This is a genomic window from Devosia limi DSM 17137 (assembly GCF_900128975.1).
Classification (GTDB): Bacteria; Pseudomonadota; Alphaproteobacteria; order Rhizobiales; family Devosiaceae; genus Devosia; species Devosia limi.
Genome location: NZ_FQVC01000002.1, coordinates 152,496 through 177,079 on the forward strand (window position 1 = coordinate 152,496; position 24,584 = coordinate 177,079).

Here is a 24,584-nt window from a genome sequence, read left to right on the forward strand (position 1 = left end):
ATGGGGCTTTTGACGTTTGTCGTGCCAATTGCCTTTCCTGCGGCTCGGGAAGGGTGCCATGGCGTCGCCGAGCTTGAGAATTCTACAGGGCAAATAACCCGAGATCCGACGGCTGATAGTCGGCTCTTTGGTTATCTGCCTCCGAGATAACGCTAAAGAAACAGGAGCTTTCATGGCTACCACGTTCAACGGCCGCCGCAAGGTTCGTAAATCCTTCGGGTCCATTCGCGAAGTCACGGAGCTGCCCAATCTGATCGAGGTCCAGAAGGCCTCCTATGATCAGTTTCTTCTCGTCGACGAGCCCAAGGGTGGGCGTCCTGACGAGGGGCTGCAGTCCGTATTCCGTTCGGTTTTTCCGATCACCGATTTTTCCAACACTGCATCGCTGGAATTCGTCAAGTACGAGTTCGAGGCGCCCAAGTACGACATCGATGAGTGCCGTGCGCGCGACATCACGTTCGCTGCCCCGCTCAAGGTGACGCTGCGCCTGATCGTGTTTGAGGTGGACGAAGAAACCGGCGCCCGTTCCGTCAAGGACATCAAGGAGCAGGACGTCTATATGGGCGACATGCCCTTCATGACGTCGAACGGCACCTTCATCGTCAATGGTACCGAGCGCGTTATCGTCTCGCAGATGCACCGTTCGCCTGGTGTGTTCTTCGACCACGACAAGGGCAAGACCCACTCGTCGGGCAAGCTGCTGTTTGCCGGCCGGATCATTCCCTACCGCGGCTCCTGGCTCGATATCGAATTCGACGCCAAGGACGTGGTGTTCGCGCGTATCGACCGCCGCCGCAAGATTCCGGTTACCTCGCTGCTCAAGGCGTTGGGTATGGACACCGAGGAAATCCTCGAGACCTACTACGACAAGCTGACCTTCGAGAAGACCGCATCCGGCTGGCAGAAGCCATACGACGCCGACAAGATGCGCAATGCCAAGCCGACCCATGACCTGATCGACGCCAAGACCGGCGACGTCGTGCATGAAGGCGGCAAGAAGCTCTCGGCTCGCCAGGCCAAGAAGCTGGCCGAGAACGGTCTGACGCACCTGCTGGCGGTCGATGAAGACCTGTACGGCATGTATATCGCCGAAGATCTGATCAACATGCAGACCGGCGAAGTCTACGTGGAAGCCGGCGACGAGATCGACGAGAAGCTGCTCGTCAAGCTGGTCGAGCTCGGCTTCGACGAGCTGCCGATCCTGGACATCGACCATATCAGCGTTGGCGCCTATATCCGCAACACGCTGGCCATCGACAAGAACGAGAGCCGCGAAGACGCGCTGTTCGACATCTACCGCGTCATGCGTCCCGGCGAGCCGCCGACCGTCGACACTGCCGAAGCCATGTTCAAGTCGCTGTTCTTCGACAGCGAGCGCTATGACCTGTCGGCTGTTGGTCGCGTCAAGATGAACATGCGCCTGGAGCTGGATGCCCCCGATACGCAGCGGACGCTGCGCAAGGAAGATATCGTGGAAGTCGTGCGGACCCTGGTGGACCTGCGCGACGGCCGTGGCGAAATCGACGACATCGACAATCTCGGCAACCGCCGCGTGCGTTCGGTGGGCGAGCTGATGGAAAACTCCTATCGCCTCGGCCTGCTGCGCATGGAACGCGCCATCAAGGAGCGTATGAGCTCGGTCGAAATCGACACGGTGATGCCGCAGGACCTGATCAACGCCAAGCCGGCAGCGGCTGCGGTGCGTGAATTCTTTGGCTCGAGCCAGCTCAGCCAGTTCATGGATCAGACCAATCCGCTCTCGGAAATCACCCATAAGCGTCGCCTGTCGGCGCTTGGGCCTGGTGGTCTGACCCGCGAGCGTGCCGGCTTTGAAGTCCGCGACGTTCACCCGACCCATTATGGCCGTATCTGCCCGATCGAGACCCCAGAAGGTCCGAACATCGGTCTGATCAACAACCTGGCGACCTATGCCCGCGTGAACAAGTACGGTTTCATCGAGACCCCGTACCGCAAGTTCGTCAATGGCAAGGTGACCGATGAGGTCGTCTACCTTTCCGCCATGGAAGAGGCCAAGCACTACGTCGCCCAGGCGAACGTGAAGATCACTGCCACTGGCGAGCTGGAGGACGAACTCGTTATCGCCCGCCACGCTGGTGACAACGGCCTGACGCCCAAGGAAAACGTCGATCTGATGGACGTTTCGCCCAAGCAGATGGTGTCGGTTGCGGCTTCGCTGATCCCGTTCCTCGAAAACGACGACGCCAACCGCGCGCTGATGGGCTCGAACATGCAGAAGCAGGGCGTTCCCCTGCTGCGTGCCGAAGCGCCGTTCGTGGGCACCGGCATGGAAGCCATCGTTGCCCGTGACTCGGGTGCGGCTATCGTTGCCAAGCGCAAGGGTATCGTCGATCAGGTTGACGCGACGCGTATCGTTATTCGCGCCACCGAAGAGACCGATGCCTCCAAGTCCGGCGTCGATATCTACAACCTGATGAAGTTCCAGCGTTCGAACCAATCGACCTGCATCAACCAGCGTCCGCTGGTGGTTGTTGGCGATCACGTCAACCAGGGCGACATCATCGCCGACGGTCCGTCGACCGAACTGGGCGATCTGGCTCTGGGCCGCAACGTGCTCGTCGCGTTCATGCCGTGGAATGGCTACAACTTCGAAGACTCCATCCTGCTCAGCGAAAAAATCGCCATGCAGGACGTCTTCACCTCGATCCACATCGAGGAATATGAAGTGATGGCGCGCGATACCAAGCTTGGGCCCGAGGAAATCACCCGCGACATTCCGAACGTGTCGGAAGAAGCGCTGAAGAACCTCGACGAAGCCGGTATCGTCCATATCGGTGCGGAAGTTGCACCGGGCGACATCCTGGTCGGCAAGATCACGCCGAAGGGCGAAAGCCCGATGACGCCGGAAGAAAAGCTCCTCCGCGCCATCTTCGGCGAGAAGGCCTCCGACGTTCGTGACACCTCCCTGCGCGTGCCGCCGGGCGATGCTGGTACTGTTGTTGAAGTGCGCGTGTTCAATCGCCACGGCATCGACAAGGACGAGCGCGCCATGGCTATCGAGCGCGAGGAAATCGAACGCCTGGCCAAGGACCGTGACGACGAACAGTCGATCCTCGACCGTAACGTCTATGCGCGTCTCAAGGAAATGCTGTTCGGTAAGGCCGCTACGGCAGGTCCCAAGGGCTATGTCGTGGGCACCAAGCTCAATGACCAGATGTTCGAGGCTCAGCCCCGCTCCAAGTGGTGGCAGTTCGCGGTCGATGACGACAAGGTCATGACCGAGATGGAAGCGCTTCATGCCCAGTATGAAGAGAGCCGCCGCCTGCTCGAACAGCGCTTCATCGACAAGGTCGACAAGCTGCAGCGCGGTGACGAACTTCCGCCGGGCGTGATGAAGATGGTCAAGGTCTTCATCGCAACCAAGCGCAAGATCCAGCCGGGCGACAAGATGGCCGGCCGCCATGGTAACAAGGGCGTGGTTTCGCGCATCGTTCCCGTGGAAGACATGCCGTACCTTGAAGACGGTACTTCGGTCGACATCGTGCTGAACCCGCTCGGTGTGCCTTCGCGCATGAACGTGGGCCAGATTCTCGAGACTCACCTGGGCTGGGCTTGCGCCGGCATGGGCAAGAAGATCGACGAATTGGTCCGTGCGTATCATCGCAATGGCGATCTGAAGCCGTTGCGCCTGGAAGTTCAGGATCTGTTTGCTGGTGATGAGAGCATCACCGACCTCGACGACGACGGCATGGTCCGCCTCGGCGAACACCTTTCCAAGGGTGTTTCGATCGCGACGCCAGTGTTCGACGGCGCCAAGGAAGCCGACATCGTGGTGATGTTGGAGCGGGCAGGGCTCAAGGCATCGGGTCAGTCGACCGTGTTCGATGGCCGTACCGGTGAGCAGTTCGATCGTCAGGTGACGGTTGGGTATATCTACATGCTCAAGCTCGACCACCTGGTGGACAACAAGATCCACGCCCGTTCGATTGGTCCTTACTCGCTGGTCACCCAGCAGCCGCTCGGCGGCAAGGCCCAGTTCGGCGGTCAGCGCTTCGGCGAGATGGAAGTGTGGGCTCTCGAGGCCTATGGCGCGGCGTATACGCTCCAGGAAATGCTCACCATCAAGTCGGACGACGTTGCGGGTCGTACCAAGGTCTACGAAGCCATCGTGCGTGGCGACGATACGTTCGAAGCGGGTATCCCCGAGAGCTTCAACGTTCTGGTCAAGGAAATCCGGTCGCTCGGTCTCAATGTCGAACTGGACATGCGCGAGATCGAAGATCCGAATGCCCCGGCCGAAGCGGAGCTCGCACCTCCTCAGGAAGCGGCGGAATAAACCGGCACTTCCTACCCCCATTCACTTCCGGAAAGGTTCGGGCTTCGGCCCGGACCTGATGGAAAGAGGAGAGAATTGATGAATCATCATTCCCACGTCATGGACCCGTTTAATCCGGCGGTTCCGGTGCAGACCTTCGACCAGATGAAGATCTCGATCGCGAGCCCGGAAAAGATCCTTTCCTGGTCCTACGGCGAGATCAAGAAGCCCGAGACGATCAACTATCGTACGTTCAAGCCCGAGCGTGACGGCCTGTTCTGCGCGCGCATCTTTGGCCCTGTGAAGGACTATGAGTGCCTGTGCGGCAAGTACAAGCGCATGAAGTTCAAGGGCGTCATCTGCGAAAAGTGCGGTGTGGAAGTCACCCTGTCTCGCGTTCGCCGCGAGCGCATGGGCCATATCGAACTGGCCGCTCCGGTTGCCCATATCTGGTTCCTGAAGTCCCTGCCGTCGCGCATCGCGCTGCTGCTCGACATGACGCTCAAGGACATCGAGCGCATCCTGTACTTCGAAAACTACGTCGTGCTCGACGCCGGCCTGACCCCGTTCAGCCAGCTTGAGCTGCTGACCGAAGAGCAGTTCCTCGACGCCCAGGACGAATATGGTGCCGACAGCTTCACCGCCAAGATCGGCGCCGAGGCTATCCGCGACATCCTGCTCGGTCTCGAGCTGGAGAAGATCGCTGCTGACCTGCGCGTGGAAATTGCTGAGTCCACCACTGAACTTAAGCCCAAGAAGCTCGCCAAGCGCTTGAAGATCGTTGAGCAGTTCATCGTTTCGGGCAACAAGCCCGAATGGATGATCATGACGATCATTCCGGTGATCCCGCCCGAACTGCGCCCGCTGGTGCCGCTCGATGGTGGCCGCTTCGCCACGTCCGATCTGAACGACCTCTATCGTCGCGTCATCAACCGCAACAACCGGTTGAAGCGCCTGATCGAGCTGCGCGCTCCGGACATCATCATCCGCAACGAAAAGCGCATGCTGCAGGAAGCTGTTGACGCGCTGTTCGACAACGGCCGCCGTGGCCGCACCATCACCGGTGCCAACAAGCGTCCGCTGAAGTCGCTGTCCGACATGCTCAAGGGCAAGCAGGGCCGCTTCCGCCAGAACCTTCTGGGTAAGCGCGTCGACTATTCGGGCCGTTCGGTCATCACCGTGGGTCCGAACCTGAAGCTGCACCAGTGCGGCCTGCCCAAGAAGATGGCGCTCGAGCTGTTCAAGCCGTTCATCTACAGCCGTCTTGAAGCGAAGGGTTTCTCTTCGACCGTCAAGCAGGCCAAGAAGCTGGTCGAGAAGGAAAAGCCCGAGGTTTGGGATATCCTGGACGAAGTGATCCGCGAGCACCCGGTTCTGCTGAACCGTGCGCCGACGCTTCACCGTCTTGGCATCCAGGCGTTCGAGCCCATTCTGATTGAAGGCAAGGCAATCCAGCTGCACCCGCTCGTCTGCTCGGCTTTCAACGCCGACTTCGACGGTGACCAGATGGCCGTTCACGTTCCGCTGTCGCTCGAAGCGCAGCTGGAAGCGCGCGTGCTGATGATGTCGACCAACAACATCCTGCATCCTGCCAACGGCCAGCCGATCATCGTGCCGAGCCAGGACATCGTGTTGGGTCTCTATCACCTGTCGCTGATGAACGATAACGAGCCGGGCGAGGGGATGATGTTCTCCTCGATGGGCGAGCTGGAGCACGCGCTCTATAACGGCATCGTCACCATGCACACCAAGATCAAGGGCCGCGTCGTGTCGTTCAACGACAAGGGCGAGCAGGTCACCGAGATCGTGGAAACGACTCCGGGCCGCATGATCATCGGCCAGATTCTGCCCAAGCATGCCGCGGTTCCGTTCGCGACTGCCAACCAGCTGATGACCAAGAAGATGATCTCCAAGATGATCGACACGGTTTACCGTGGTTGCGGTCAGAAGGAGACGGTCATTTTCTGTGACCGTGTCATGCAGCTGGGCTTCACCCATGCGTGCAAGGCCGGCATCTCGTTCGGCAAGGACGACATGGTCATTCCGCCGACCAAGTATGCGATCGTGGAAGCGGCTCGCAAGCAGGTCGAGGAATTCGAGCAGCAGTACAATGACGGCCTGATCACTCAGGGCGAAAAGTACAACAAGGTGGTCGACGCCTGGGCCAAGTGTGGCGACAAGGTTGCCGAAGAGATGATGAAGGGCATTGCTGCCGTTCAGATCAATGAGGAAAGCAAGCGCCAGAAGCCGATCAACTCGGTTTACATGATGAGCCACTCCGGCGCTCGTGGTTCACCGGCCCAGATGAAGCAGCTTGCTGGTATGCGCGGCCTGATGGCGCGTCCGGACGGCTCGATCATCGAGACCCCGATCACGGCTAACTTCAAGGAAGGCCTGAACGTTCTCGAGTACTTCAACTCCACCCACGGTGCCCGTAAGGGTCTGGCGGATACGGCGCTGAAGACTGCGAACTCGGGTTACCTGACCCGTCGTCTCGTCGACGTGGCGCAGGACGCGATCATCGTTGCCACCGATTGTGGTACCGAGCGCGGCCTGACCATGGAGCCGATCGTCGATGCGGGCCAGATCGTGGCATCCATTGGCCAGCGCGTGCTGGGCCGTACGGCTGCAGATGATATCAATCATCCGCTGACCGGCGACCTGATCGCTGCCAAGGGCACCCTGCTCGAAGAAAAGCATGTCGACATCATCGAAGAAGCACGGATCCAGTCGATCCGTATTCGTTCGCCACTGACTTGCGACATGCGCCAGGGTACCTGCGCGGCCTGCTACGGCCGTGACCTGGCCCGCGGTACACCCGTCAATATGGGTGAAGCCGTTGGCGTTATTGCCGCTCAGTCGATCGGCGAGCCGGGCACTCAGCTCACCATGCGCACGTTCCACATCGGTGGCACGGCTCAGGTGGTCGATAGCTCGTTCCTCGAGTCCGGCGCTGAAGGCAAGGTGACCATCCGCAATCCGAACGTCGTCAAGGTTGCGGGCGACAAGCTCGTGGTCATGGCCCGTAACGTGTCGCTGGCGATCCTGGATGCCGAAGGCAAGGAACGTACGGTCCATCGCGTGACCTATGGCTCCAAGCTGCTGGTCAAGGAAGGCGACGAAGTCCGCCGCGGCCAGCGTCTGGCCGAATGGGACCCCTACACCCGTCCAATCCTCGCCGAAGTCGAGGGTGAAGTGGTGTTCGAGGACCTGGTGGACGGTGCATCGGTTGCGGAAAACACCGACGAAGCAACGGGCTTCACCAAGCGCGTTGTCATCGACTGGCGGACCAACCAGCGCGGCGAAGGTCTTCGTCCTGCCCTGGCCATCGCCCGCTCGGGTTCGGTGGTGAAGGTCGATCGTGGTGGCGAAGCGCGCTACCTGCTGAGCGTGGATGCCGTGCTCAACGTGGAGCCAGGCGAGAAGGTCTCGCCCGGTGACGTGCTGGCCCGTATCCCGCTGGAATCGGCCAAGACCAAGGACATCACGGGCGGTCTGCCGCGCGTGGCGGAGCTGTTCGAGGCACGTCGTCCCAAGGATCACGCCATCATCGCCGAGATCGACGGCATCATCGGCTTCGGTCGCGACTACAAGAACAAGCGTCGCGTCATCATCAAGCCGCATGACGAAAACGGCGATGCGGTCGAGTACCTGATCCCGAAGGGCAAGCCTTTCCACCTGCAGGAAGGCGACACCATCGAGAAGGGCGAATACATCCTCGACGGCAACCCGGCACCGCATGACATTCTGGCAATCAAGGGCGTGGAAGAGCTTGCTCGTTACCTCGTCAATGAAATCCAGGAGGTCTATCGTCTGCAGGGCGTGTTGATCAACGACAAGCACATCGAGGTGATCGTTCGCCAGATGCTGCAGAAGGTCGAGATCGTGGATCCAGGCGATACCGGCCTGCTCAAGGACGAGCAGCTCGACAAGCTGGACTTCGACGAGCTCAACGACCAGCTCGTTGCCGACGGCAAGAAGCCGGCGACTGCCAATCCGGTGCTGCTCGGCATCACCAAGGCATCGCTGCAGACGCGTTCGTTCGTGTCGGCTGCTTCGTTCCAGGAAACCACCCGCGTCCTCACGGAAGCAGCGGTTTCCGGCAAGGCCGATCTGCTCGAAGGTCTCAAGGAGAACGTCATCGTCGGCCGCCTGATCCCAGCCGGTACCGGTGCGGGCATCTCCTCGGCCAAGCTGATCGCGACCAAGCGCGACGACCTCATTCTCGAAGAGCGTCGCCGCCAGGCAAACACCGCCGCGATCCCGGCGCCCAAGGCCCGCGCAGTGGCGGAAACCCCGGTCGAATAGGCCAGGGGACATCACAAGTTCAGAAAAGGGGGCCGCAAGGCCCCCTTTTTATTGGGTCGTTCGATTGTAAAGCCGGCGGCGTGTCGCCTGCGCCGTCCCGGGCTATTGCAGGCTGGCGCGATAGCCGCCAAGCATGCGCCGCATGGCGTCGGGCGCGTCGGTTCTGCCTTCAAGGGTCGCGAGCAGCCCGGTTCCCTCGATCATCGCAAGACACTGGTCAGCCACATCTTCCGGTTTGTGCGCCATGGCGAGCAGGCCGGCATTCTGATCGTTTCGCGCCGCCTGGGTCAGTCGCGCCCGTGTCGCGGCGATCGCTTCCTGCAGGGTCACACGCACCTTGGGGAGGATGGAGAACAGAAACCGGTAGTAGGCATTCTGGTCGGGCGTGACCGTTGCGACGGACAGCAGAAGGCGTTCATAGCCTGCCACGAGATCGTCCAGAACCGCCGCCAGGGACTCATCTGGGGATGGCGCGGACGTGCCGGCGCCGAAGAAACGCAGGAAGAAGTGCTCGATGGCGGCATCGTGCAATTCCTGCTTGTCGCGGAAATGATGATACACGGCCCCCTTTGACAGCCCGCTGGCCTTGACGATGTCGGCCAGGCTCGCGCTGTCATAGCCGCGTTCCATGAACAGGCTAAAGGCGTGCTCGATAATGGTGTCACGCGTTTCCTTCATCGGCACCCCGGTTTGCTCGCAACATGCAGTAAGCCTCCACCTTACCCAGATCCACCTGTGCCACCAGTTCGAATCCCCAGCGTTGGTAACGCGAGACATTGTCGGGAGTTTCGGTGTCGAGCGCCAGGCCGACCGAGCCCCTGTCTGCGTCCGCGATGGCAATCGCGTCCTGCACCAGTGCCTTGCCAAGGCCCATCCCTTGCCGGTTGCGTGCAATGCCGACCATGCAGAGGTAATGGTGGGGGCGGGTTGGCGCGGCAGCACGCGTGTAGCGCATATAGTCATTGAGCAATCGCGTAGCCGGACCGGCCAGCTTGAAGGCCACGGGCAGAAACCGCAGGCCGACCCGGAGCATGCCAAACGGGCCATCCGAACGGGGCAGTTCCAGCAGCGAGCAGCCGACCAATTGACCATTCACGAAGGCGCCCCGGCGTCGTCCTTTGAGAATGCCGATCATGTCGAACATGAAGGATAGGAAGCTTGCGGTTTGCTGGTGATAGCGATCACGGTGAAAGGCGAGCAGGAACAGTGGATCGGCTACAAATGCATCGCGCATCAAGTCGATAAAATCGAGACGATCGGCGGACGTCAGATCCCGGATAATAGGGGAGGGCCGGTCAGGCGACATTGCGGCTGTCCCGCGAATGGTCCACGGCGAAGTGCACCAACACCTTGAGCATGAACAGGGCCCCGATGCAGATCATCGGCTGCGTCATTCCTGGCCAAAGTGCGATGCCGGTCAAACCGATTGCCAACAGCAGACCCGCGACGAAAACCTGGTCCTGCTGGCGCTTCAGCAGGTTGACGATCACGGCCCCGGCAATGGTGAAGGCCCAGATGGCGATGGAGGCCATCAGGTCGGCGCCGAGGAGCAGGGCGGTTGCCACGATGTGACCGTGGATTGCGATAAAGACCCAGCGGTTCCGAGGACGGACTGCATAGAAGTCGTTGGTGGACCGGGTGAGATTGGCCACGCAGCCTGCGGCGATATCGGCAATGATCAGACCGGCCAGCACCAGCCGCCAGGGTGGAAGGCTGGCAAGAAGGTCGGGCGCCTGCAATGCGAGTGCGACGGGAACCGCCAGCCCGAACGCGATAATTGCCGCCAACTGAAATGGGGTCTGGCTGGTGCCAAAGACGTCATGCAGGAAGTGGGGGATTGGAATAGCCATCGTGATCCTCAATAAAAACCGACCGGTCGGTATGTATGCTGGGGTCACAAGGCCTGTCAACGTGGCGGCGCTCGAGGAAGCGGCGCCTGCTCGCTGTGTGCGTAGGTCTGGATGGGGAGGGAGTGCGCCAAGACGCGCAATAGGCAATGGCGGTTGTCAGGGGCGCAACGGCCCCCGACGCCTTCAGGCTCGACTAGTTGTAGCCGACATGCTCGGCATATTGAGAGACGACCAGGCTCCAGAGGCCAAAGGTGGAGTCGAGATATTCGGCGGTGACGCCAACAGCGAGGTCCAGGTCCATCTCGACGCAGGCATCGTTGTCGCTGTCGAGATAAGCTCGGCTGAAACGCTTGTTGAAGTTCCAGTCATTGATGACCTCGAGCGTCGGTTTGATATCGAGGAAGCCGAGATAGAAGTTCAGGTCCTCGCAATTGGTGTGGTCGGTGCAATTGCGGAAATACACCTGATAGCTGATGCCGTTCATCTTGCCCGAGATGTGCGGATCACCATTGGACTGGGTGGTCAGGGTGGCCGAACCGTAGCCGCGGGCGGCGTTCAGCACTTCGTCCACGTCGGCGCCGGTCAACAGGCTCTGACCGTGAGCCGATGCGGTGAGGGCAACCGCCAGGGCGCCGGCGGTCAATATCGTCTGCAGCTTCATCTTGTTTCCCTTGCTCCGATTCTGTTGGCGAGTCGCCCGTCACTGGACGTTGAGGCGCTCTTAGACACACGGCAAGGTGTTTCCAACCCGCCCGGGAGTCAAAAGCAGGTCGCGGCCAAGTAGCCCGCAGGGCAGGGGAAGGCTTTGCTGGCGGTTTCCCCGCCAAGGTTAAAGATTGCTGCTCAATGCAAGGGGGCTATGCAGTTTTTCACGAAAGAATCCTTGACGCATCGAGTCGCCGGCACTAAACAGCAGCTACCTTAGCGGTCGGTCGTGAATGTCGCTTCGGGGACCTGCCATCTTGTGCGGGAACCCAGGACACTCAAACACACTGTCGGGTAGATAGACGTAGTAAATCCTTGTGCGCATGATCGTCCCCTTAATCGGGCGCCGATCCGCTGCAATTAAGGCGCCGCCGTTCCCTTTGGGTCACGAGCGAGCGCCGTTTTGGTTTGCTGTGTTGTGATCGAAACGTATTTGGACGATGGAAAGAGCTCAATGCCCACCATTAATCAGCTGATCCGCAAACCACGCGCCAGCAAGCCAAAGCGGAACAAAGTTCCGGCGATGGAAGCCAACCCGCAGAAGCGCGGCGTTTGCTCACGTGTCTATACGACCACTCCGAAGAAGCCGAACTCGGCTCTGCGTAAGGTTGCGAAGGTTCGCCTGACCAACTCCCGCGAAGTGATCTCGTACATTCCGGGCGAAGGCCATAACCTGCAGGAGCACTCTGTCGTGCTTATCCGCGGCGGTCGTGTTCGCGACCTTCCCGGTGTCCGCTACCACGTGCTCCGCGGTGTCCTCGACACGCAGAGCGTGAAGGACCGCAAGCAGCGCCGTTCGAAGTACGGCGCGAAGCGTCCGAAGTAAGGAGATAGAGTCATGTCCCGTCGCCACCGCGCAGAGAAGCGTGACGTTATTCCGGACGCAAAGTTCGGCGATCTCGTCCTTACCAAATTCATGAACTCCCTGATGAAGGACGGCAAGAAGTCGGCCGCAGAGAGCATCGTTTACGGTGCCTTCGACATCGTGGAAGCCAAGAGCAAGCAGGACCCGATCACGGTGTTCCATACCGCTCTCGACAACATCCGCCCGTCGGTTGAAGTCCGGTCGCGCCGCGTCGGCGGTGCCACCTACCAGGTTCCGGTTGAAGTCCGTACCGATCGTCAGCAGGCCCTGGCCATTCGCTGGCTGATCGAGTCTGCCCGCAAGCGCGGTGAGAACACCATGCGTGAACGCCTGTCGGGCGAGCTCATGGATGCTCTCAACGGTCGCGGCCAGGCCGTCAAGAAGCGCGAAGATACGCACCGTATGGCTGATGCCAACCGTGCCTTCTCGCACTACCGCTGGTAGTTGGAGCTTAAAATGGCACGCGATTACGCAATCGATCACTACCGTAACTTCGGCATCATGGCTCACATCGATGCTGGCAAGACGACGACGACCGAACGTATCCTCTACTACACCGGCAAGTCCCATAAGATCGGCGAAGTCCATGACGGCGCCGCCACCATGGACTGGATGGAGCAGGAGCAGGAACGCGGCATCACGATCACGTCCGCAGCGACCACGACCTTCTGGAAGGGTCGCGACGGCACTCAGCACCGCTTCAACATCATCGACACCCCCGGCCACGTTGACTTCACCATTGAAGTCGAGCGTTCGCTGCGCGTGCTTGACGGTGCCGTTGCGCTGATGGATGCGAATGCCGGTGTTGAGCCGCAGACGGAAACCGTCTGGCGCCAGGCCGACAAGTACAACGTTCCGCGTCTCATCTTCGTCAACAAGATGGACAAGATCGGCGCCGATTTCTATCGCTGCGTCGAGATGGTTGCCACTCGTCTGGGTGCCAAGGCCGTCGTTGTTCAGCTGCCGATCGGCGCTGAAAGCGAGTTCAAGGGCGTTGTCGATCTGATCGAGATGAACGCCATCGTCTGGCGCAACGAAGAGCTCGGTGCCCAGTGGGATGTCGTCGAGATCCCGGAAGACCTCAAGGAATCGGCTGCGAAGTATCGTGAGCTGCTCGTTGAGGCTGCCGTTGAAGTCGACGACGCTGCCATGGAAGCCTATCTCAACGGTGAAGTGCCGAACAACGAGACCATCCGTCGCCTGCTGCGTCGCGGCACCTGCGATGTGAAGTTCTTCCCGGTGTTTGCCGGCTCGGCCTTCAAGAACAAGGGCGTTCAGCCCCTGCTCGATGGCGTTGTCGACTATCTGCCGTCCCCGGCTGACATCCCGGCTATCCAGGGCATCGATGCCCGTACGGAAGCGCCGATCGAGCGTCACGCCGATGACAGCGAGCCGCTGTCGATGCTGGCCTTCAAGATTGCCAACGACCCGCATATGGGCTCGCTGACCTTCTGCCGCATCTATTCGGGCAAGCTGTCGCAGGGCGACATGCTTGAGAACACCGTCAAGGAAAAGCGCGAGCGTATCGGTCGCCTGTTCCAGATGCACGCCAATAGCCGCGAGCAGATCACGGAAGCCTATGCTGGCGACATCGTCGCTATCGTTGGCCTCAAGGACACCACCACGGGTGACACGCTCTGCGTTGGCTCCTCGCCGGTTATCCTTGAGCGCATGATCTTCCCAGAGCCGGTTATCGACATCTCGGTGGAGCCGAAGTCCAAGGCTGACCAGGAAAAGATGGGCCTCGCGCTCAATCGCCTTGCTGCCGAAGATCCAAGCTTCCGCGTCAAGACCGACGAAGAATCCGGCCAGACCATCATCTCGGGCATGGGTGAACTTCACCTCGACATTCTCGTCGACCGTATGCGTCGCGAGTTCAAGGTCGAAGCCAATATCGGTCAGCCGCAGGTGGCTTATCGTGAGACGATCACCAAGAAGGCCGATGTGGACTATACCCACAAGAAGCAGTCGGGTGGTTCGGGCCAGTTCGCTCGCGTCAAGCTCACTGTCGAGCCTGGTGAAGTCGGCACGGGTCTCACTTTCGTCAACGCCGTCGTCGGCGGTTCGGTGCCCAAGGAATACGTCCCGGGTGTCGAGAAGGGCGTGAAGTCGGTCATGTCGGCTGGTCCGTTGATCGGGTTCCCGATCGTGGACGTCAAGGTGACGTTGACCGAAGGCGCTTACCACGACGTCGACTCCTCGGTGCTGGCGTTCGAAATCGCCGGTCGTGCCGGTTTCAACGAGGCTCTCCGCAAGGCAGCCCCGAAGATCCTCGAGCCGATCATGAAGGTTGAAGTTACAACGCCTGACGATTACATGGGCGATGTCATCGGCGACCTGAATTCCCGGCGCGGTCAGATCCACGGCACTGAAAGCCGTGGCGTCCTCCAGGTCGTGAATGCCTACGTTCCGCTCGCGAACATGTTCGGCTACGTGAACTCCCTCCGCTCGATGAGCCAGGGCCGTGCACAGTACTCGATGTCGTTCGACCACTACGAGCAGGTCCCGCAGGCAGTCGCTGACGAAGTCCAGGCCAAATACGCCTAATTAGAAACTGAAACTCAAGGTTGGCCGCAGGCTAACGAATACGGAGAGAAGCGATGGGCAAGGAAAAGTTTTCCCGCAATAAGCCTCACTGCAACATCGGCACCATCGGTCACGTCGACCATGGCAAGACCTCGCTGACCGCAGCGATCACCAAGGTTCTGGCGGAAGCCGGTGGCGCGCAGTTCAAGGACTATGCGTCGATCGATAGCGCGCCTGAAGAAAAGGCACGCGGGATCACCATCAACACCTCGCACGTCGAGTACGAGACGGCTAACCGTCACTATGCTCACGTCGATTGCCCGGGCCACGCCGACTATGTGAAGAACATGATCACCGGTGCTGCCCAGATGGACGGCGCGATCCTGGTCGTGTCGGCTGCCGACGGCCCGATGCCCCAGACCCGCGAGCACATCCTGCTGGCCCGTCAGGTTGGCGTTCCGGCGCTGGTCGTGTTCCTGAACAAGTGCGACATGGTCGACGATCCGGAACTGCTCGAGCTCGTCGAGCTGGAAGTCCGCGAGCTCCTGAGCTCGTACGAATTCCCCGGCGACGACATCCCGGTCATCAAGGGTTCGGCTCTGGCCGCTCTCGAAGACAGCGACAAGAAGCTCGGCCACGATGCCGTTCTCGAGCTGATGGCTGCTGTTGACGCGTACATCCCGCAGCCAGAACGTCCGGTTGACCTGCCGTTCCTGCTGCCGATCGAAGACGTGTTCTCGATCTCGGGTCGCGGCACCGTGGTTACCGGTCGCGTTGAGCGCGGTATCGTCAAGGTTGGTGAAGAAGTCGAAATCGTCGGCATCAAGCCAACCCAGAAGACCACCGTTACCGGTGTTGAAATGTTCCGCAAGCTGCTCGACTCGGGCCAGGCTGGCGACAACGTTGGCGCACTGATCCGCGGTATCGATCGTACTCAGGTTGAGCGCGGTCAGGTTCTCTGCAAGCCCGGCTCCGTGACCCCGCACACCGACTTCGTTGCTGAGGCCTATATCCTCACCAAGGAAGAAGGCGGTCGTCACACTCCGTTCTTCGGCAACTACCGTCCGCAGTTCTACTTCCGTACCACGGACGTGACTGGCATTGTGACCTTGCCTGAAGGCACGGAAATGGTTATGCCGGGCGACAATATCAACATGAACGTTCAGCTCATCGTTCCGATCGCCATGGAAGAGAAGCTCCGCTTCGCTATCCGTGAAGGTGGCCGCACCGTCGGCGCCGGCGTCGTGGCGAAGATCCTTAAGTAAGAAGCGAATGACTTCGTGGCGCGCGATGTGCGCGCGCCACGATCATTGATGTCAGGATTTACAAGATGAACGGTCAAAATATTCGCATCCGGCTCAAGGCCTTTGACCATCGCGTCCTCGATGCATCCACCCGCGAAATCGTCTCGACGGCGAAGCGCACCGGTGCTCAGGTCCGTGGTCCGATCCCGCTGCCGACGCGAATTGAGAAATTTACCGTGAACCGCTCGCCGCATATCGATAAGAAGGCACGCGAGCAGTTCGAGATTCGTACCCACAAGCGTCTCCTGGACATTGTGGATCCGACTCCCCAGACGGTTGATGCACTGATGAAGCTCGATCTCGCCGCCGGCGTCGACGTCGAAATCAAGCTCTAAAGACTAAGTTTTCGCGCTGACCATCCAAAGGGTCCTCTTGGGACACAATGACCCGGTCCAGTGCCAATTAGAAAAGGTAACAACCGATGCGTTCTGGTTTGATCGCACAGAAGCTGGGCATGACCCGCATTTTCACTGATGACGGCGCCCATGTGCCCGTTACGGTGCTCGGGCTGCAGAACTGCCAGGTGGTAGGCCAGCGGACGTCGGAAAAAGACGGCTATGTCGCGCTGCAATTGGGCGCAGGGCAGGCCAAGGTTAAGAACACGACCAAGGCAGAGCGCGGCCAGTTCGCCGTTGCCAAGGTGGAGCCCAAGCGCCACGTCGCGGAATTCCGCGTCGACGCCGAGAACCTCATCGAGGTCGGCGCGCAGCTGCAGGCTGACCACTTTGTCGAAGGCCAGCTGGTGGATGTCACCGGCACCTCGATTGGTAAGGGTTTCGCCGGCGGCATGAAGCGCTGGAACTTTGGCGGTCTGCGGGCTACCCACGGCGTGTCGGTTTCGCACCGTTCGATCGGTTCGACCGGTGGCCGTCAGGACCCGGGCAAGACCTTCAAGAACAAGAAGATGCCTGGCCACATGGGCGATCGTCGCATCACCACGCAGAACCTCACGGTCGTCAAGACCGACGTGGAACGCGGGCTGATCATGGTCCAGGGTTCGGTCCCAGGGTCCAAGGGCGCCTGGATCATGATTAAAGACGCCGTAAAGAAGCCTGCTCCCAAGAACGCTGCCTTCCCAGGTTCGTTCAAGGCCGCTGCAGACGTTGCGGGGGAAGCGAAGTAAATGGAACTCCAGGTTACATCTCTCGACGGCAAGTCTGCCGGCAAGATTGAACTTGCAGATGACATCTTCGGTCTGGAAGTCCGTCAGGACATCCTGCACCGCATGGTTCGTTATCAGCAGCTCAAGGCAATGTCTGGTACGCACGACGTCAAGAATCGTTCGGAAGGCGTGCGCACGGGCAAGAAGTTCGTGAAGCAGAAGGGTTCGGGCGGCGCCCGTCACGGCGATCGCAAGGCTCCCCAGTTCCGTGGTGGTGGCCGTGCATTCGGTCCGACCCCGCGCAGCCACGCTATCGACCTTCCCAAGAAGGTTCGCGCCCTGGCACTCAAGCATGCCCTGTCGGCCAAGGCCGCAGCCGGTGAGCTGATCGTGCTGGACAGCGTTGCCACCAAGGCTCCGAAGACTGCCGCCCTGCGCGTCACCTTCGGCAAGCTGGACTGGTTGAATGCGCTGATCATCGATGGTGCTGCTGTCGACCAGAACTTTGCTCTGGCTGCCCGCAACATCCCGCATATCGACGTGCTGCCGGTGCAGGGGATCAACGTTGTGTCGATCCTGAAGCGCGAAAAGCTCGTCCTGACCAAGGCAGCGCTCGAAGCGCTGGAAGCGAGGTTCGCATGAACAAGCTCAGCGCTTATGACATCGTCCGTAACCCCGTCGTGACTGAAAAGTCGACGATGGCCTCGGAGAACAACCAGGTCGTTTTCGACGTGGCTATCGATGCCAGCAAGCCCGAGATCAAGGCTGCCGTCGAGCAGCTGTTCTCGGTCAAGGTCAAGGCAGTGAACACCCTGGTCCGCAAGGGCAAGGTGAAGCGCTTCCGCGGCAAGATCGGCGTCCGCAATGACGTCAAGAAGGCTGTTGTTACCCTCGTCGACGGCCAGTCGATCGATATTTCGACCGGCCTCTAAGGGAATAGAGACAAAAAATGGCTCTTAAAACTTACAACCCAACTTCCGAAGGTCGTCGTCAGCTGATCACGACCGATCGGTCGGAACTCTGGAAGGGCGCTCCGGTCAAGACTTTGACCCAGGGCCTCAGCAAGTCCGGTGGCCGTAACAACCGTGGTCGCATCACTGCGTTCCACCGTGGTGGTGGTCACAAGCGCACCTATCGCATGGTCGACTTCAAGCGTGTCAAGTTTGACATGGTTGGCACCGTCGAGCGTCTTGAGTACGATCCCAACCGGACCGCATTCATCGCCCTGGTGATCTACGAAGACGGCGAGAAGGCCTACATCATCGCACCGCAGCGTCTTGCTGCCGGCGACAAGGTCATCTCCTCGATGCAGACCGTCGACGTGAAGCCCGGCAATTCCATGCCACTCGAGCGTATGCCGGTCGGTACGATCGTCCACAATATCGAGCTGAAGCCCCGCAAGGGTGGCCAGGTCGCCCGTTCGGCTGGTGCGTATGCCCAGTATGTCGGTCGTGACCAGGGTTGGGCGATCCTTCGCCTGAACTCGGGCGAGCAGCGCCGCGTGCATGGCACCTGCCTTGCAACCGTCGGTGCCGTCTCGAACCAGGACCACTCGAACACTTCGCTTGGCAAGGCTGGTCGTTCGCGCTGGTTGGGCCGCAAGCCCGTCAACCGCGGCGTGACCATGAACCCGATCGACCACCCGCATGGTGGTGGTGAAGGCCGTACTTCGGGTGGCCGTCATCCGGTTACGCCCTGGGGCAAGCCGACCAAGGGCAAGAAGACGCGCAGCAACAAGGCAACGGACAAGTTCATCGTTCGCAGCCGTCACGTGAAGAAGGGCAGGTAAGCCATGACCCGTTCAATCTGGAAGGGGCCGTTTGTCGACGGCTACATGCTCAAGAAGGCCGAGAAGGCCCAGACGTCAGGCCGCAACGATGTGGTCAAGATCTGGAGCCGTCGCTCGACCATCCTGCCGCAGTTCGTGGGTATCACCTTCGGCGTTCACAATGGCCACAAGCATATCCCGGTCAACGTGACCGAGGACATGATCGGTCACAAGTTCGGCGAATTCGCACCGACCCGTACCTATTACGGTCATGCGGCCGACAAGAAGGCCAAGAGGAAGTAAAATGGGCAAGCCAAAAACCCAGCGCGCGCTTGCGGACAACGAGGCCAAGGCTGTGCTGCGCATGCTGCGCATCAGCCCTCAGAAGCTCAACCTTCTGGCCCAGCTGATCCGTGGCAAGAAGGTCGAGAAGGCTCTGGCCGAACTCGAATTCAGCCACAAGCGTATTTCCGGCCAGGTGAAGAAGGTGCTCGAGAGCGCCATTGCCAACGCCGAAAACAACCACGGTCTCGATACCGACGCTCTCGTCGTTGCCGAAGCCTTTGTGGGCAATTCGCTCGTCATGAAGCGGTTTACCGCTCGTGGCCGTGGCCGTTCGTCGCAGATCCAGAAGCCGTTCGCGCATCTGACGATCATCGTTCGGCAAGTTGAGGAGGCCGCATAATGGGCCAGAAGATCAATCCAATCGGCTTCCGCCTCGGTATCAACCGTACGTGGGACAGCCGTTGGTACGCCAATAAGGGCGAATATGGTACGCTGCTTCAGGAAGACCTGAAGATCCGCACCATGCTGCTCGAAGACCTCAAGGCCGCAGCGGTCTCCAAGGTCGTCATCGAACGTCCGCACCGCAAGTGCCGCGTGTCGATCCACACTGCCCGTCCGGGTATCGTGATCGGCAAGAAGGGCGCAGACATCGACAAGATCCGCGCCAAGGTGAAGAAGTTCACCGACAGCGAAGTGCACATCAACATCGTTGAAGTGCGCAAGCCGGAAACCGATGCGACTTTGGTTGCCCAGGGCATCGCCCAGCAGCTGGAACGCCGTGTGGCATTCCGTCGCGCCATGAAGCGTGCTGTGCAGACCGCGATCCGCATGGGCGCCGGTGGTATCCGCGTCAATGTTGGTGGCCGTCTCGGTGGCGCCGACATCGCTCGTACCGAATGGTACCGCGAGGGTCGCGTCCCGCTGCACACCCTGCGTGCGGATATCGACTACGGTACAGCTGAAGCCGCGACGACCTACGGCATCATCGGTATCAAGGTCTGGATTTTCAAAGGCGAAGTCCTCGAGCACGATCCCACTGCGCATGAGCGCCGTGCGACGGAAGGTGCAGATCAGGGCGGCCAGCGTGCTGAACGTGAACCACGTCGTGAGCGTGGCGATCGCGACCGCGAACGCGCATAAGAAAGTTAGTTCATTATGCTGCAACCTAAGAAGACAAAGTTCCGCAAAGCCCATAAGGGCCGTATCCATGGCGTTGCCAAGGGCGGCACTGAGCTTGCATTCGGCCAGTATGCTCTCAAGGCAACCGAACCCGAGCGCGTAACTGCTCGCCAGATCGAAGCGGCTCGCCGCGCGATCACCCGCGAAATGAAGCGCCAGGGCCGTGTCTGGATCCGTATTTTCCCAGACCTTCCGGTGTCCAAGAAGCCGACTGAAGTTCGTATGGGTAAGGGCAAGGGTTCGGTCGAATTGTGGGCTGCCCGCGTTAAGCCAGGCCGCATTGTATTCGAAATCGACGGCGTCCCCGAGGACGTTGCCAAGGAAGCTCTGCGCCTCGGCGCGATGAAGCTCCCGATCATGACGCGGGTTGTTACCCGCATTGCCGACTAAGGACACGAGCGATGAAAGCCAGTGATGTGCGGGCCAAGACCGCAGACGAACTGAAGGATCAGCTCGTCGACCTCAAGAAAGAACAGTTCAACTTGCGCTTCCAGCGTGCTACCCAGCAGCTCGAATCGCCAGGCCAGGTGAAGAAGGTCCGCCGCGACATCGCGCGGATCAAGACGATCCTCGGCGAAAAGAACGCAGCAAAGTAAGGAGCCGCGACCATGCCAAAGCGCGTTCTACAGGGGACTGTTGTCTCCGACGCCAATGAGAAGACGGTCGTGGTGCGCGTTGAGCGCCGTTTCACGCATCCGGTGATGAAGAAGACCGTGCGCCGGTCCAAGAAGTATCACGCTCACGACGAGGCCAATGTGGCCAAGGTCGGCCAGATCGTGTGGATCGAGGAATGCGCTCCGATCTCGAAGAACAAGCGTTGGACGCTTGTTCCGTCGGCGTAAACGAATTTAGGATTTAAGGTCGGCGAGCCGGGGACGGCGGGTCGGTTTAACAAGAAGGCATCCAGTCATGATTCAGATGCAATCAAATCTCGACGTCGCGGATAATTCCGGCGCGCGTCGCGTCATGTGCATCAAGGTGCTGGGCGGCTCGCATCGCAAGTACGCTTCCGTTGGCGACATCATCGTGGTGTCGGTCAAGGACGCGATCCCGCGCGGCCGCGTTAAAAAGGGTCAGGTTATGAAAGCGGTCGTCGTTCGTACCGCTTTCGATATCCGTCGCCCTGATGGCACGGTGATCCGTTTCGACAAGAACGCCGCGGTTCTGATCAACAATCAGAAAGAGCCGATCGGCACCCGTATCTTCGGACCGGTTCCGCGCGAGCTTCGCGCCAAGAACCACATGAAGATCATCTCGCTTGCACCAGAGGTGCTGTAATGGCTGCCAAGATTAAGAAGGGCGACAAGGTCGTCGTCCTGACCGGCAAGGACAAGGGCAAAACCGGCCTGGTCCTTTCGGTCATCCCGACCGAAACCAAGGCACTGGTGCAGGGTATCAACCTTGTCCGTCGCCACACCAAGCAGACCGCGTCGACCGATGCCGGCATCTTCACTAAAGAAGCGCCGATCCATCTGTCGAACCTCGCGCTCGCTGACAAGGATGGCAAGGCCACCCGCGTCGGTTTCCAGATCAAGGACGGCGTCAAGACGCGCGTCGCCAAGAGCACCGGAGACGTGATCGATGGCTGAGACCGTTTACATTCCTCGCCTTCGCATCGACTATGATGAGTCGATCAAGAAGGCGCTCACCGAGGAGTTCGGCTACACGAACGTCATGCAGCTGCCGCGGCTTGACAAGATTGTGCTGAACATGGGCGTTGGCGAAGCCGTCAACGACACCAAGAAGGTCAAGTCCGCTGCTGCCGATCTGGAAAAGATCGCTGGTCAGAAGCCGGTCATCACCCATGCTCGCAAGTCGATCGCTGGCTTCAAGGTCCGCGAAGACATGCCGCTTGGCGTCAAGGTCACACTGCGCAAGCAGCGCATGTATGAATTCCTTGATCGCCTGGTGAACATCGCACTGCCGCGCGTTCGTGACTTCCGTGGTCTGAACCCGAATTCCTTCGACGGTCGTGGCAACTATGCCATGGGCATCAAGGAACACATCATTTTCCCGGAAATCAACTACGACCAGGTTGATCAGGTCTGGGGCATGGACATCGTGGTTTGCACGACGGCCAAGACGGATGATGAAGCGCGCGCGCTTCTCAAGGCTTTCAACTTCCCTTTCCGCAAATAAGCGGGCAGGGGAAGGCATAAGGATCAGGACATGGCCAAGACCAGCTCCATCGTTAAGAACAACAAGCGTGCTGCGCTCGCAAAGCGGTTCGCCGCCAAGCGTGCTGCGCTCAAGGCGCTCTCCAAGGACCAGTCGGCTTCCATGGATGTGCGCTTTGGCGCCCAGCTCAAGCTCGCCGAACTGCCGCGTAACTCGGCACCGGTGCGCGTCCGTAACCGCTGTGAAGTCTCGGGTCGTCCCCGTGGCTATTACCGCAAGCTGAAGCTGAGCCGTATCGCGCTGCGCCAGTTGGGCAACCTGGGTCAGATCCCGGGCCTGGTCAAGTCGAGCTGGTAAGGAGACGTTAGACATGAGCTTTTCAGATCCTATCGGTGATATGCTGACCCGCATCCGCAATGCGCAGATGCGTCGCAAGAACTCCGTTTCGACCCCAGCCTCGACCCTTCGCGGTCGCGTGCTGGACGTTCTCCAGTCCGAGGGTTTCATCCGCGGCTACTCGGAGACCAAGTTCGAGAACGGTGCTGCCGAGTACGAAATCGAACTCAAGTACTCGGACAGCGATCCGGTCATCCGCACGATCGAGCGCGTTTCGCGTCCCGGCCGTCGCGTGTATGCATCGGTCAAGAATATTCCCCAGGTCGCCAATGGCCTGGGCGTATCGATCCTCTCCACGCCCAAGGGTGTGATGGCGGACCACGAAGCTAAGGCTGCCAATGTCGGCGGCGAGGTACTCTGCCGCGTCTTCTAAGGAAGGCGTGGTAAGACGATTACTCAAGGATAACTACGCATGTCACGTACAGGCAAACAGCCGGTTGCACCGGTCAGCGGGGTTACGGTTACGATCAATGGTCGTACCGTTTCCGCAAAGGGGCCCAAGGGCGAACTGAGCATCCAGCTCATGGAAGCCATCAATGTCGAGCAGACCGACGAGGGTATCGTCGTGTCGCCGGCGAACGACTCACGGTTTGCCCGTGCGGCATGGGGCACTACCCGTGCCCTGATCCAGAACATGGTCACTGGCGTCAGCGCCGGTTTCGAACGCAAGCTGGCAATCCAGGGCGTTGGTTATCGCGCCGCCATGCAGGGCAAGGACATCAAGCTCTCGCTTGGGTTTAGCCACGAAGTGATCTATGAAGCCCCCAAGGGAATCACGCTCGCTGTCCCAGTGCCGACGGAAATCGTCATCACCGGTATCGACAAGCAGCAGGTCGGCCAAGTTGCGGCGAATATTCGCGGCTGGCGTCCGCCCGAGCCCTACAAGGGCAAGGGTGTACGTTATGCGGGCGAGTTCGTCTTCCGCAAAGAAGGCAAGAAGAAGTAAGGAGCGCCTGCAATGGCTATCAGTGCAAAGGGAGCGGAGCGCCGCAAGGCCCGTGTCCGCAAGGCGCTCAAGGCTCGTGCCTTTGGTCGTCCGCGTCTGTCGGTTTTCCGTTCGGACAAGAATATCTACGCCCAGATCATCGACGACGCGACAGGCCGTACGCTGGCCGCCGCTTCGACGCTCGACAAGGACGTCAAGGCATCGGTCAAGAACGGTTCGACCGCCGAGGCTGCTGCAACGATCGGCAAGTTGATTGCCGAGCGCGGTACCAAGGCCGGCGTTGCCGAGGTGATCTTCGATCGCGGCGCCTACATCTATCATGGCCGGGTCAAGGCCCTTGCAGACGCTGCCCGTGAGGGCGGTCTGCAGTTCTGATCCACGGCGCGAGAAAGAAGTTACTATGAGCAGAGACGTTCAAGAGCGCGAAAGCGAATTTATCGACCGCCTGGTGCACATCAATCGTGTGGCCAAGGTTGTGAAGGGTGGCCGTCGTTTCGGTTTTGCCGCTCTCGTAGTCGTCGGCGACCAGAAGGGCCGCGTCGGGTTCGGTCACGGTAAGGCCCGTGAAGTTCCAGAAGCGATCCGCAAGGCAACCGAGCAGGCCAAGCGCCAGATGATCCGCGTGCCGCTGCGCGATGCCCGCACCCTGCACCACGACGTGCATGGTCGCCATGGCGCCGGCAAGGTGATCCTGCGTGCAGCCGTTCCGGGTACCGGTATCATTGCCGGCGGTCCGATGCGCGCTGTGTTCGAGACCCTGGGTATCAACGACATCGTCGCCAAGTCGCAGGGCACTGCCAACCCCTACAACATGGTGCGTGCCACCTTTGATGCGCTCAAGCGTGTCGATAGCCCGCGCTCGGTTGCTGCCCGTCGTGGCTTGAAGGTTTCGGAATTGCAGGCTCGCCGCGGCGAATCTGCGGCCGAAGTCTGAGCCC

The 24,584-nt window shown here is 60.0% G+C and carries 29 protein-coding genes; 25 read left to right on the forward strand and 4 right to left on the reverse strand.

Going from position 1 to position 24,584, the window contains the following annotated elements:
- Positions 1-172 precede the first annotated feature (172 nt).
- Positions 173-4,315, forward strand: coding sequence for a DNA-directed RNA polymerase subunit beta (rpoB, locus tag BUA69_RS04065; RefSeq protein ID WP_046136729.1), 4,143 nt, complete (start codon positions 173-175; stop codon positions 4,313-4,315).
- 78 nt (positions 4,316-4,393) lie between these two features.
- A complete protein-coding gene (gene rpoC / locus BUA69_RS04070; RefSeq protein WP_046136730.1) occupies positions 4,394-8,602 on the forward strand; it encodes a DNA-directed RNA polymerase subunit beta' in 4,209 nt (1,402 codons plus the stop codon).
- 102 nt (positions 8,603-8,704) lie between these two features.
- Here rpoC and BUA69_RS04075 read toward each other — a convergent pair whose 3' ends face one another.
- The 4 genes from BUA69_RS04075 to BUA69_RS04090 all read right to left on the reverse strand — a co-directional run bounded on the left by BUA69_RS04075 (position 8,705) and on the right by BUA69_RS04090 (position 11,113).
- Positions 8,705-9,280: a TetR/AcrR family transcriptional regulator gene (locus BUA69_RS04075; RefSeq protein WP_052950733.1), complete on the reverse strand. Its 576-nt coding sequence runs from the start codon at positions 9,278-9,280 to the stop codon at positions 8,705-8,707.
- A complete protein-coding gene (locus tag BUA69_RS04080; protein WP_046136731.1) occupies positions 9,264-9,908 on the reverse strand; it encodes a GNAT family N-acetyltransferase in 645 nt (214 codons plus the stop codon). The genes BUA69_RS04075 and BUA69_RS04080 overlap by 17 nt, the downstream gene beginning before the upstream one ends.
- Positions 9,898-10,452, reverse strand: a complete 555-nt coding sequence (locus BUA69_RS04085) for a hypothetical protein (RefSeq protein WP_046136732.1) — start codon at positions 10,450-10,452, stop codon at positions 9,898-9,900. The genes BUA69_RS04080 and BUA69_RS04085 overlap by 11 nt, the downstream gene beginning before the upstream one ends.
- 193 nt (positions 10,453-10,645) lie before the next feature.
- The gene (locus tag BUA69_RS04090) at positions 10,646-11,113 is read right to left on the reverse strand and encodes a YbjN domain-containing protein (protein WP_046136733.1); all 468 of its coding nucleotides are present in this window, start codon (positions 11,111-11,113) and stop codon (positions 10,646-10,648) included.
- Between the two features lie 498 nt (positions 11,114-11,611).
- Between BUA69_RS04090 and rpsL the strand changes: the two genes are divergently transcribed.
- The 23 genes from rpsL to rpsE all read left to right on the forward strand — a co-directional run bounded on the left by rpsL (position 11,612) and on the right by rpsE (position 24,580).
- A complete protein-coding gene (rpsL, locus tag BUA69_RS04095) occupies positions 11,612-11,983 on the forward strand; it encodes a 30S ribosomal protein S12 (RefSeq protein WP_046136734.1) in 372 nt (123 codons plus the stop codon).
- A 12-nt stretch (positions 11,984-11,995) separates the two neighbouring features.
- On the forward strand, positions 11,996-12,466 hold the full coding sequence (rpsG, locus tag BUA69_RS04100; RefSeq protein WP_046136735.1) for a 30S ribosomal protein S7: 471 nt from the start codon (positions 11,996-11,998) through the stop codon (positions 12,464-12,466).
- Between the two features lie 12 nt (positions 12,467-12,478).
- Positions 12,479-14,569 (forward strand): elongation factor G, encoded by a 2,091-nt coding sequence (gene fusA, locus BUA69_RS04105; protein ID WP_046136736.1) that lies wholly within the window; start codon positions 12,479-12,481, stop codon positions 14,567-14,569.
- Between the two features lie 53 nt (positions 14,570-14,622).
- Positions 14,623-15,813: an elongation factor Tu gene (tuf, locus tag BUA69_RS04110; protein ID WP_046136737.1), complete on the forward strand. Its 1,191-nt coding sequence runs from the start codon at positions 14,623-14,625 to the stop codon at positions 15,811-15,813.
- Positions 15,814-15,878: 65 nt separating this feature from the next.
- Positions 15,879-16,187, forward strand: coding sequence for a 30S ribosomal protein S10 (rpsJ, locus tag BUA69_RS04115; RefSeq protein ID WP_046136738.1), 309 nt, complete (start codon positions 15,879-15,881; stop codon positions 16,185-16,187).
- Positions 16,188-16,273: 86 nt separating this feature from the next.
- Positions 16,274-16,975, forward strand: coding sequence for a 50S ribosomal protein L3 (rplC, locus tag BUA69_RS04120; RefSeq protein WP_046136739.1), 702 nt, complete (start codon positions 16,274-16,276; stop codon positions 16,973-16,975).
- Complete coding sequence (gene rplD / locus BUA69_RS04125; RefSeq protein WP_046136740.1) at positions 16,976-17,596, forward strand: 50S ribosomal protein L4; 621 nt, start codon at positions 16,976-16,978, stop codon at positions 17,594-17,596. It begins immediately after the preceding gene.
- Positions 17,593-17,886, forward strand: coding sequence for a 50S ribosomal protein L23 (locus tag BUA69_RS04130; RefSeq protein WP_046136741.1), 294 nt, complete (start codon positions 17,593-17,595; stop codon positions 17,884-17,886). The genes rplD and BUA69_RS04130 overlap by 4 nt, the downstream gene beginning before the upstream one ends.
- Positions 17,887-17,903: 17 nt before the next feature.
- Entirely contained in the window at positions 17,904-18,743 is an 840-nt protein-coding gene (gene rplB / locus BUA69_RS04135; RefSeq protein ID WP_046136742.1) for a 50S ribosomal protein L2, read from the forward strand.
- 3 nt (positions 18,744-18,746) lie between these two features.
- Positions 18,747-19,025, forward strand: a complete 279-nt coding sequence (gene rpsS / locus BUA69_RS04140) for a 30S ribosomal protein S19 (RefSeq protein ID WP_046136743.1) — start codon at positions 18,747-18,749, stop codon at positions 19,023-19,025.
- Position 19,026: 1 nt separating this feature from the next.
- Positions 19,027-19,407: a 50S ribosomal protein L22 gene (gene rplV / locus BUA69_RS04145; RefSeq protein WP_046136744.1), complete on the forward strand. Its 381-nt coding sequence runs from the start codon at positions 19,027-19,029 to the stop codon at positions 19,405-19,407.
- Positions 19,407-20,147, forward strand: coding sequence for a 30S ribosomal protein S3 (gene rpsC / locus BUA69_RS04150; protein WP_046136745.1), 741 nt, complete (start codon positions 19,407-19,409; stop codon positions 20,145-20,147). Before rplV ends, rpsC begins: the two co-directional genes overlap by 1 nt.
- 15 nt (positions 20,148-20,162) lie before the next feature.
- On the forward strand, positions 20,163-20,576 hold the full coding sequence (rplP, locus tag BUA69_RS04155; RefSeq protein ID WP_046136746.1) for a 50S ribosomal protein L16: 414 nt from the start codon (positions 20,163-20,165) through the stop codon (positions 20,574-20,576).
- An 11-nt stretch (positions 20,577-20,587) separates the two neighbouring features.
- The gene (rpmC, locus tag BUA69_RS04160; protein ID WP_046136747.1) at positions 20,588-20,782 is read left to right on the forward strand and encodes a 50S ribosomal protein L29; all 195 of its coding nucleotides are present in this window, start codon (positions 20,588-20,590) and stop codon (positions 20,780-20,782) included.
- A 12-nt stretch (positions 20,783-20,794) separates the two neighbouring features.
- Positions 20,795-21,028, forward strand: coding sequence for a 30S ribosomal protein S17 (gene rpsQ, locus BUA69_RS04165; protein ID WP_046136748.1), 234 nt, complete (start codon positions 20,795-20,797; stop codon positions 21,026-21,028).
- A gap of 67 nt (positions 21,029-21,095) precedes the next feature.
- Complete coding sequence (rplN, locus tag BUA69_RS04170) at positions 21,096-21,464, forward strand: 50S ribosomal protein L14 (RefSeq protein WP_035102635.1); 369 nt, start codon at positions 21,096-21,098, stop codon at positions 21,462-21,464.
- Entirely contained in the window at positions 21,464-21,775 is a 312-nt protein-coding gene (gene rplX / locus BUA69_RS04175; protein WP_046136749.1) for a 50S ribosomal protein L24, read from the forward strand. Before rplN ends, rplX begins: the two co-directional genes overlap by 1 nt.
- Positions 21,768-22,325 carry a 50S ribosomal protein L5 gene (gene rplE / locus BUA69_RS04180; protein WP_052950734.1) on the forward strand — a complete coding sequence of 186 codons (558 nt, stop codon included), beginning with the start codon at positions 21,768-21,770 and terminating at the stop codon, positions 22,323-22,325. The genes rplX and rplE overlap by 8 nt, the downstream gene beginning before the upstream one ends.
- 30 nt (positions 22,326-22,355) lie before the next feature.
- Entirely contained in the window at positions 22,356-22,661 is a 306-nt protein-coding gene (gene rpsN / locus BUA69_RS04185) for a 30S ribosomal protein S14 (RefSeq protein WP_046136750.1), read from the forward strand.
- 13 nt (positions 22,662-22,674) lie between these two features.
- The gene (rpsH, locus tag BUA69_RS04190; protein WP_046136751.1) at positions 22,675-23,073 is read left to right on the forward strand and encodes a 30S ribosomal protein S8; all 399 of its coding nucleotides are present in this window, start codon (positions 22,675-22,677) and stop codon (positions 23,071-23,073) included.
- Positions 23,074-23,112: 39 nt separating this feature from the next.
- Entirely contained in the window at positions 23,113-23,646 is a 534-nt protein-coding gene (rplF, locus tag BUA69_RS04195) for a 50S ribosomal protein L6 (protein WP_046136752.1), read from the forward strand.
- Positions 23,647-23,658: 12 nt separating this feature from the next.
- A complete protein-coding gene (rplR, locus tag BUA69_RS04200; RefSeq protein WP_046136753.1) occupies positions 23,659-24,021 on the forward strand; it encodes a 50S ribosomal protein L18 in 363 nt (120 codons plus the stop codon).
- A gap of 25 nt (positions 24,022-24,046) precedes the next feature.
- On the forward strand, positions 24,047-24,580 hold the full coding sequence (gene rpsE, locus BUA69_RS04205; RefSeq protein WP_046136754.1) for a 30S ribosomal protein S5: 534 nt from the start codon (positions 24,047-24,049) through the stop codon (positions 24,578-24,580).
- The last annotated feature ends 4 nt before the right edge of the window (positions 24,581-24,584 follow it).

Coding starts and splice junctions, on each gene's coding strand:
- rplR (WP_046136753.1), top strand. CDS start 23,659: ATGGCTATCAGTGCAAAGGGAGCGGAGCGCCGCAAGGCCCGTGTCCGC.
- rpsJ (WP_046136738.1), top strand. CDS start 15,879: ATGAACGGTCAAAATATTCGCATCCGGCTCAAGGCCTTTGACCATCGC.
- rplD (WP_046136740.1), top strand. CDS start 16,976: ATGGAACTCCAGGTTACATCTCTCGACGGCAAGTCTGCCGGCAAGATT.
- rpmC (WP_046136747.1), top strand. CDS start 20,588: ATGAAAGCCAGTGATGTGCGGGCCAAGACCGCAGACGAACTGAAGGAT.
- rplV (WP_046136744.1), top strand. CDS start 19,027: ATGGGCAAGCCAAAAACCCAGCGCGCGCTTGCGGACAACGAGGCCAAG.
- rplB (WP_046136742.1), top strand. CDS start 17,904: ATGGCTCTTAAAACTTACAACCCAACTTCCGAAGGTCGTCGTCAGCTG.
- rpsC (WP_046136745.1), top strand. CDS start 19,407: ATGGGCCAGAAGATCAATCCAATCGGCTTCCGCCTCGGTATCAACCGT.
- rpsQ (WP_046136748.1), top strand. CDS start 20,795: ATGCCAAAGCGCGTTCTACAGGGGACTGTTGTCTCCGACGCCAATGAG.
- rpsE (WP_046136754.1), top strand. CDS start 24,047: ATGAGCAGAGACGTTCAAGAGCGCGAAAGCGAATTTATCGACCGCCTG.
- rpoB (WP_046136729.1), top strand. CDS start 173: ATGGCTACCACGTTCAACGGCCGCCGCAAGGTTCGTAAATCCTTCGGG.
- rpsH (WP_046136751.1), top strand. CDS start 22,675: ATGAGCTTTTCAGATCCTATCGGTGATATGCTGACCCGCATCCGCAAT.
- rplF (WP_046136752.1), top strand. CDS start 23,113: ATGTCACGTACAGGCAAACAGCCGGTTGCACCGGTCAGCGGGGTTACG.
- rplN (WP_035102635.1), top strand. CDS start 21,096: ATGATTCAGATGCAATCAAATCTCGACGTCGCGGATAATTCCGGCGCG.
- rplX (WP_046136749.1), top strand. CDS start 21,464: ATGGCTGCCAAGATTAAGAAGGGCGACAAGGTCGTCGTCCTGACCGGC.
- rpsS (WP_046136743.1), top strand. CDS start 18,747: ATGACCCGTTCAATCTGGAAGGGGCCGTTTGTCGACGGCTACATGCTC.
- BUA69_RS04130 (WP_046136741.1), top strand. CDS start 17,593: ATGAACAAGCTCAGCGCTTATGACATCGTCCGTAACCCCGTCGTGACT.
- BUA69_RS04075 (WP_052950733.1), bottom strand. CDS start 9,280: ATGAAGGAAACGCGTGACACCATTATCGAGCACGCCTTTAGCCTGTTC.
- BUA69_RS04090 (WP_046136733.1), bottom strand. CDS start 11,113: ATGAAGCTGCAGACGATATTGACCGCCGGCGCCCTGGCGGTTGCCCTC.
- rplE (WP_052950734.1), top strand. CDS start 21,768: ATGGCTGAGACCGTTTACATTCCTCGCCTTCGCATCGACTATGATGAG.
- rpsL (WP_046136734.1), top strand. CDS start 11,612: ATGCCCACCATTAATCAGCTGATCCGCAAACCACGCGCCAGCAAGCCA.
- BUA69_RS04085 (WP_046136732.1), bottom strand. CDS start 10,452: ATGGCTATTCCAATCCCCCACTTCCTGCATGACGTCTTTGGCACCAGC.
- fusA (WP_046136736.1), top strand. CDS start 12,479: ATGGCACGCGATTACGCAATCGATCACTACCGTAACTTCGGCATCATG.
- rplP (WP_046136746.1), top strand. CDS start 20,163: ATGCTGCAACCTAAGAAGACAAAGTTCCGCAAAGCCCATAAGGGCCGT.
- tuf (WP_046136737.1), top strand. CDS start 14,623: ATGGGCAAGGAAAAGTTTTCCCGCAATAAGCCTCACTGCAACATCGGC.
- BUA69_RS04080 (WP_046136731.1), bottom strand. CDS start 9,908: ATGTCGCCTGACCGGCCCTCCCCTATTATCCGGGATCTGACGTCCGCC.
- rpsN (WP_046136750.1), top strand. CDS start 22,356: ATGGCCAAGACCAGCTCCATCGTTAAGAACAACAAGCGTGCTGCGCTC.
- rpsG (WP_046136735.1), top strand. CDS start 11,996: ATGTCCCGTCGCCACCGCGCAGAGAAGCGTGACGTTATTCCGGACGCA.
- rplC (WP_046136739.1), top strand. CDS start 16,274: ATGCGTTCTGGTTTGATCGCACAGAAGCTGGGCATGACCCGCATTTTC.
- rpoC (WP_046136730.1), top strand. CDS start 4,394: ATGAATCATCATTCCCACGTCATGGACCCGTTTAATCCGGCGGTTCCG.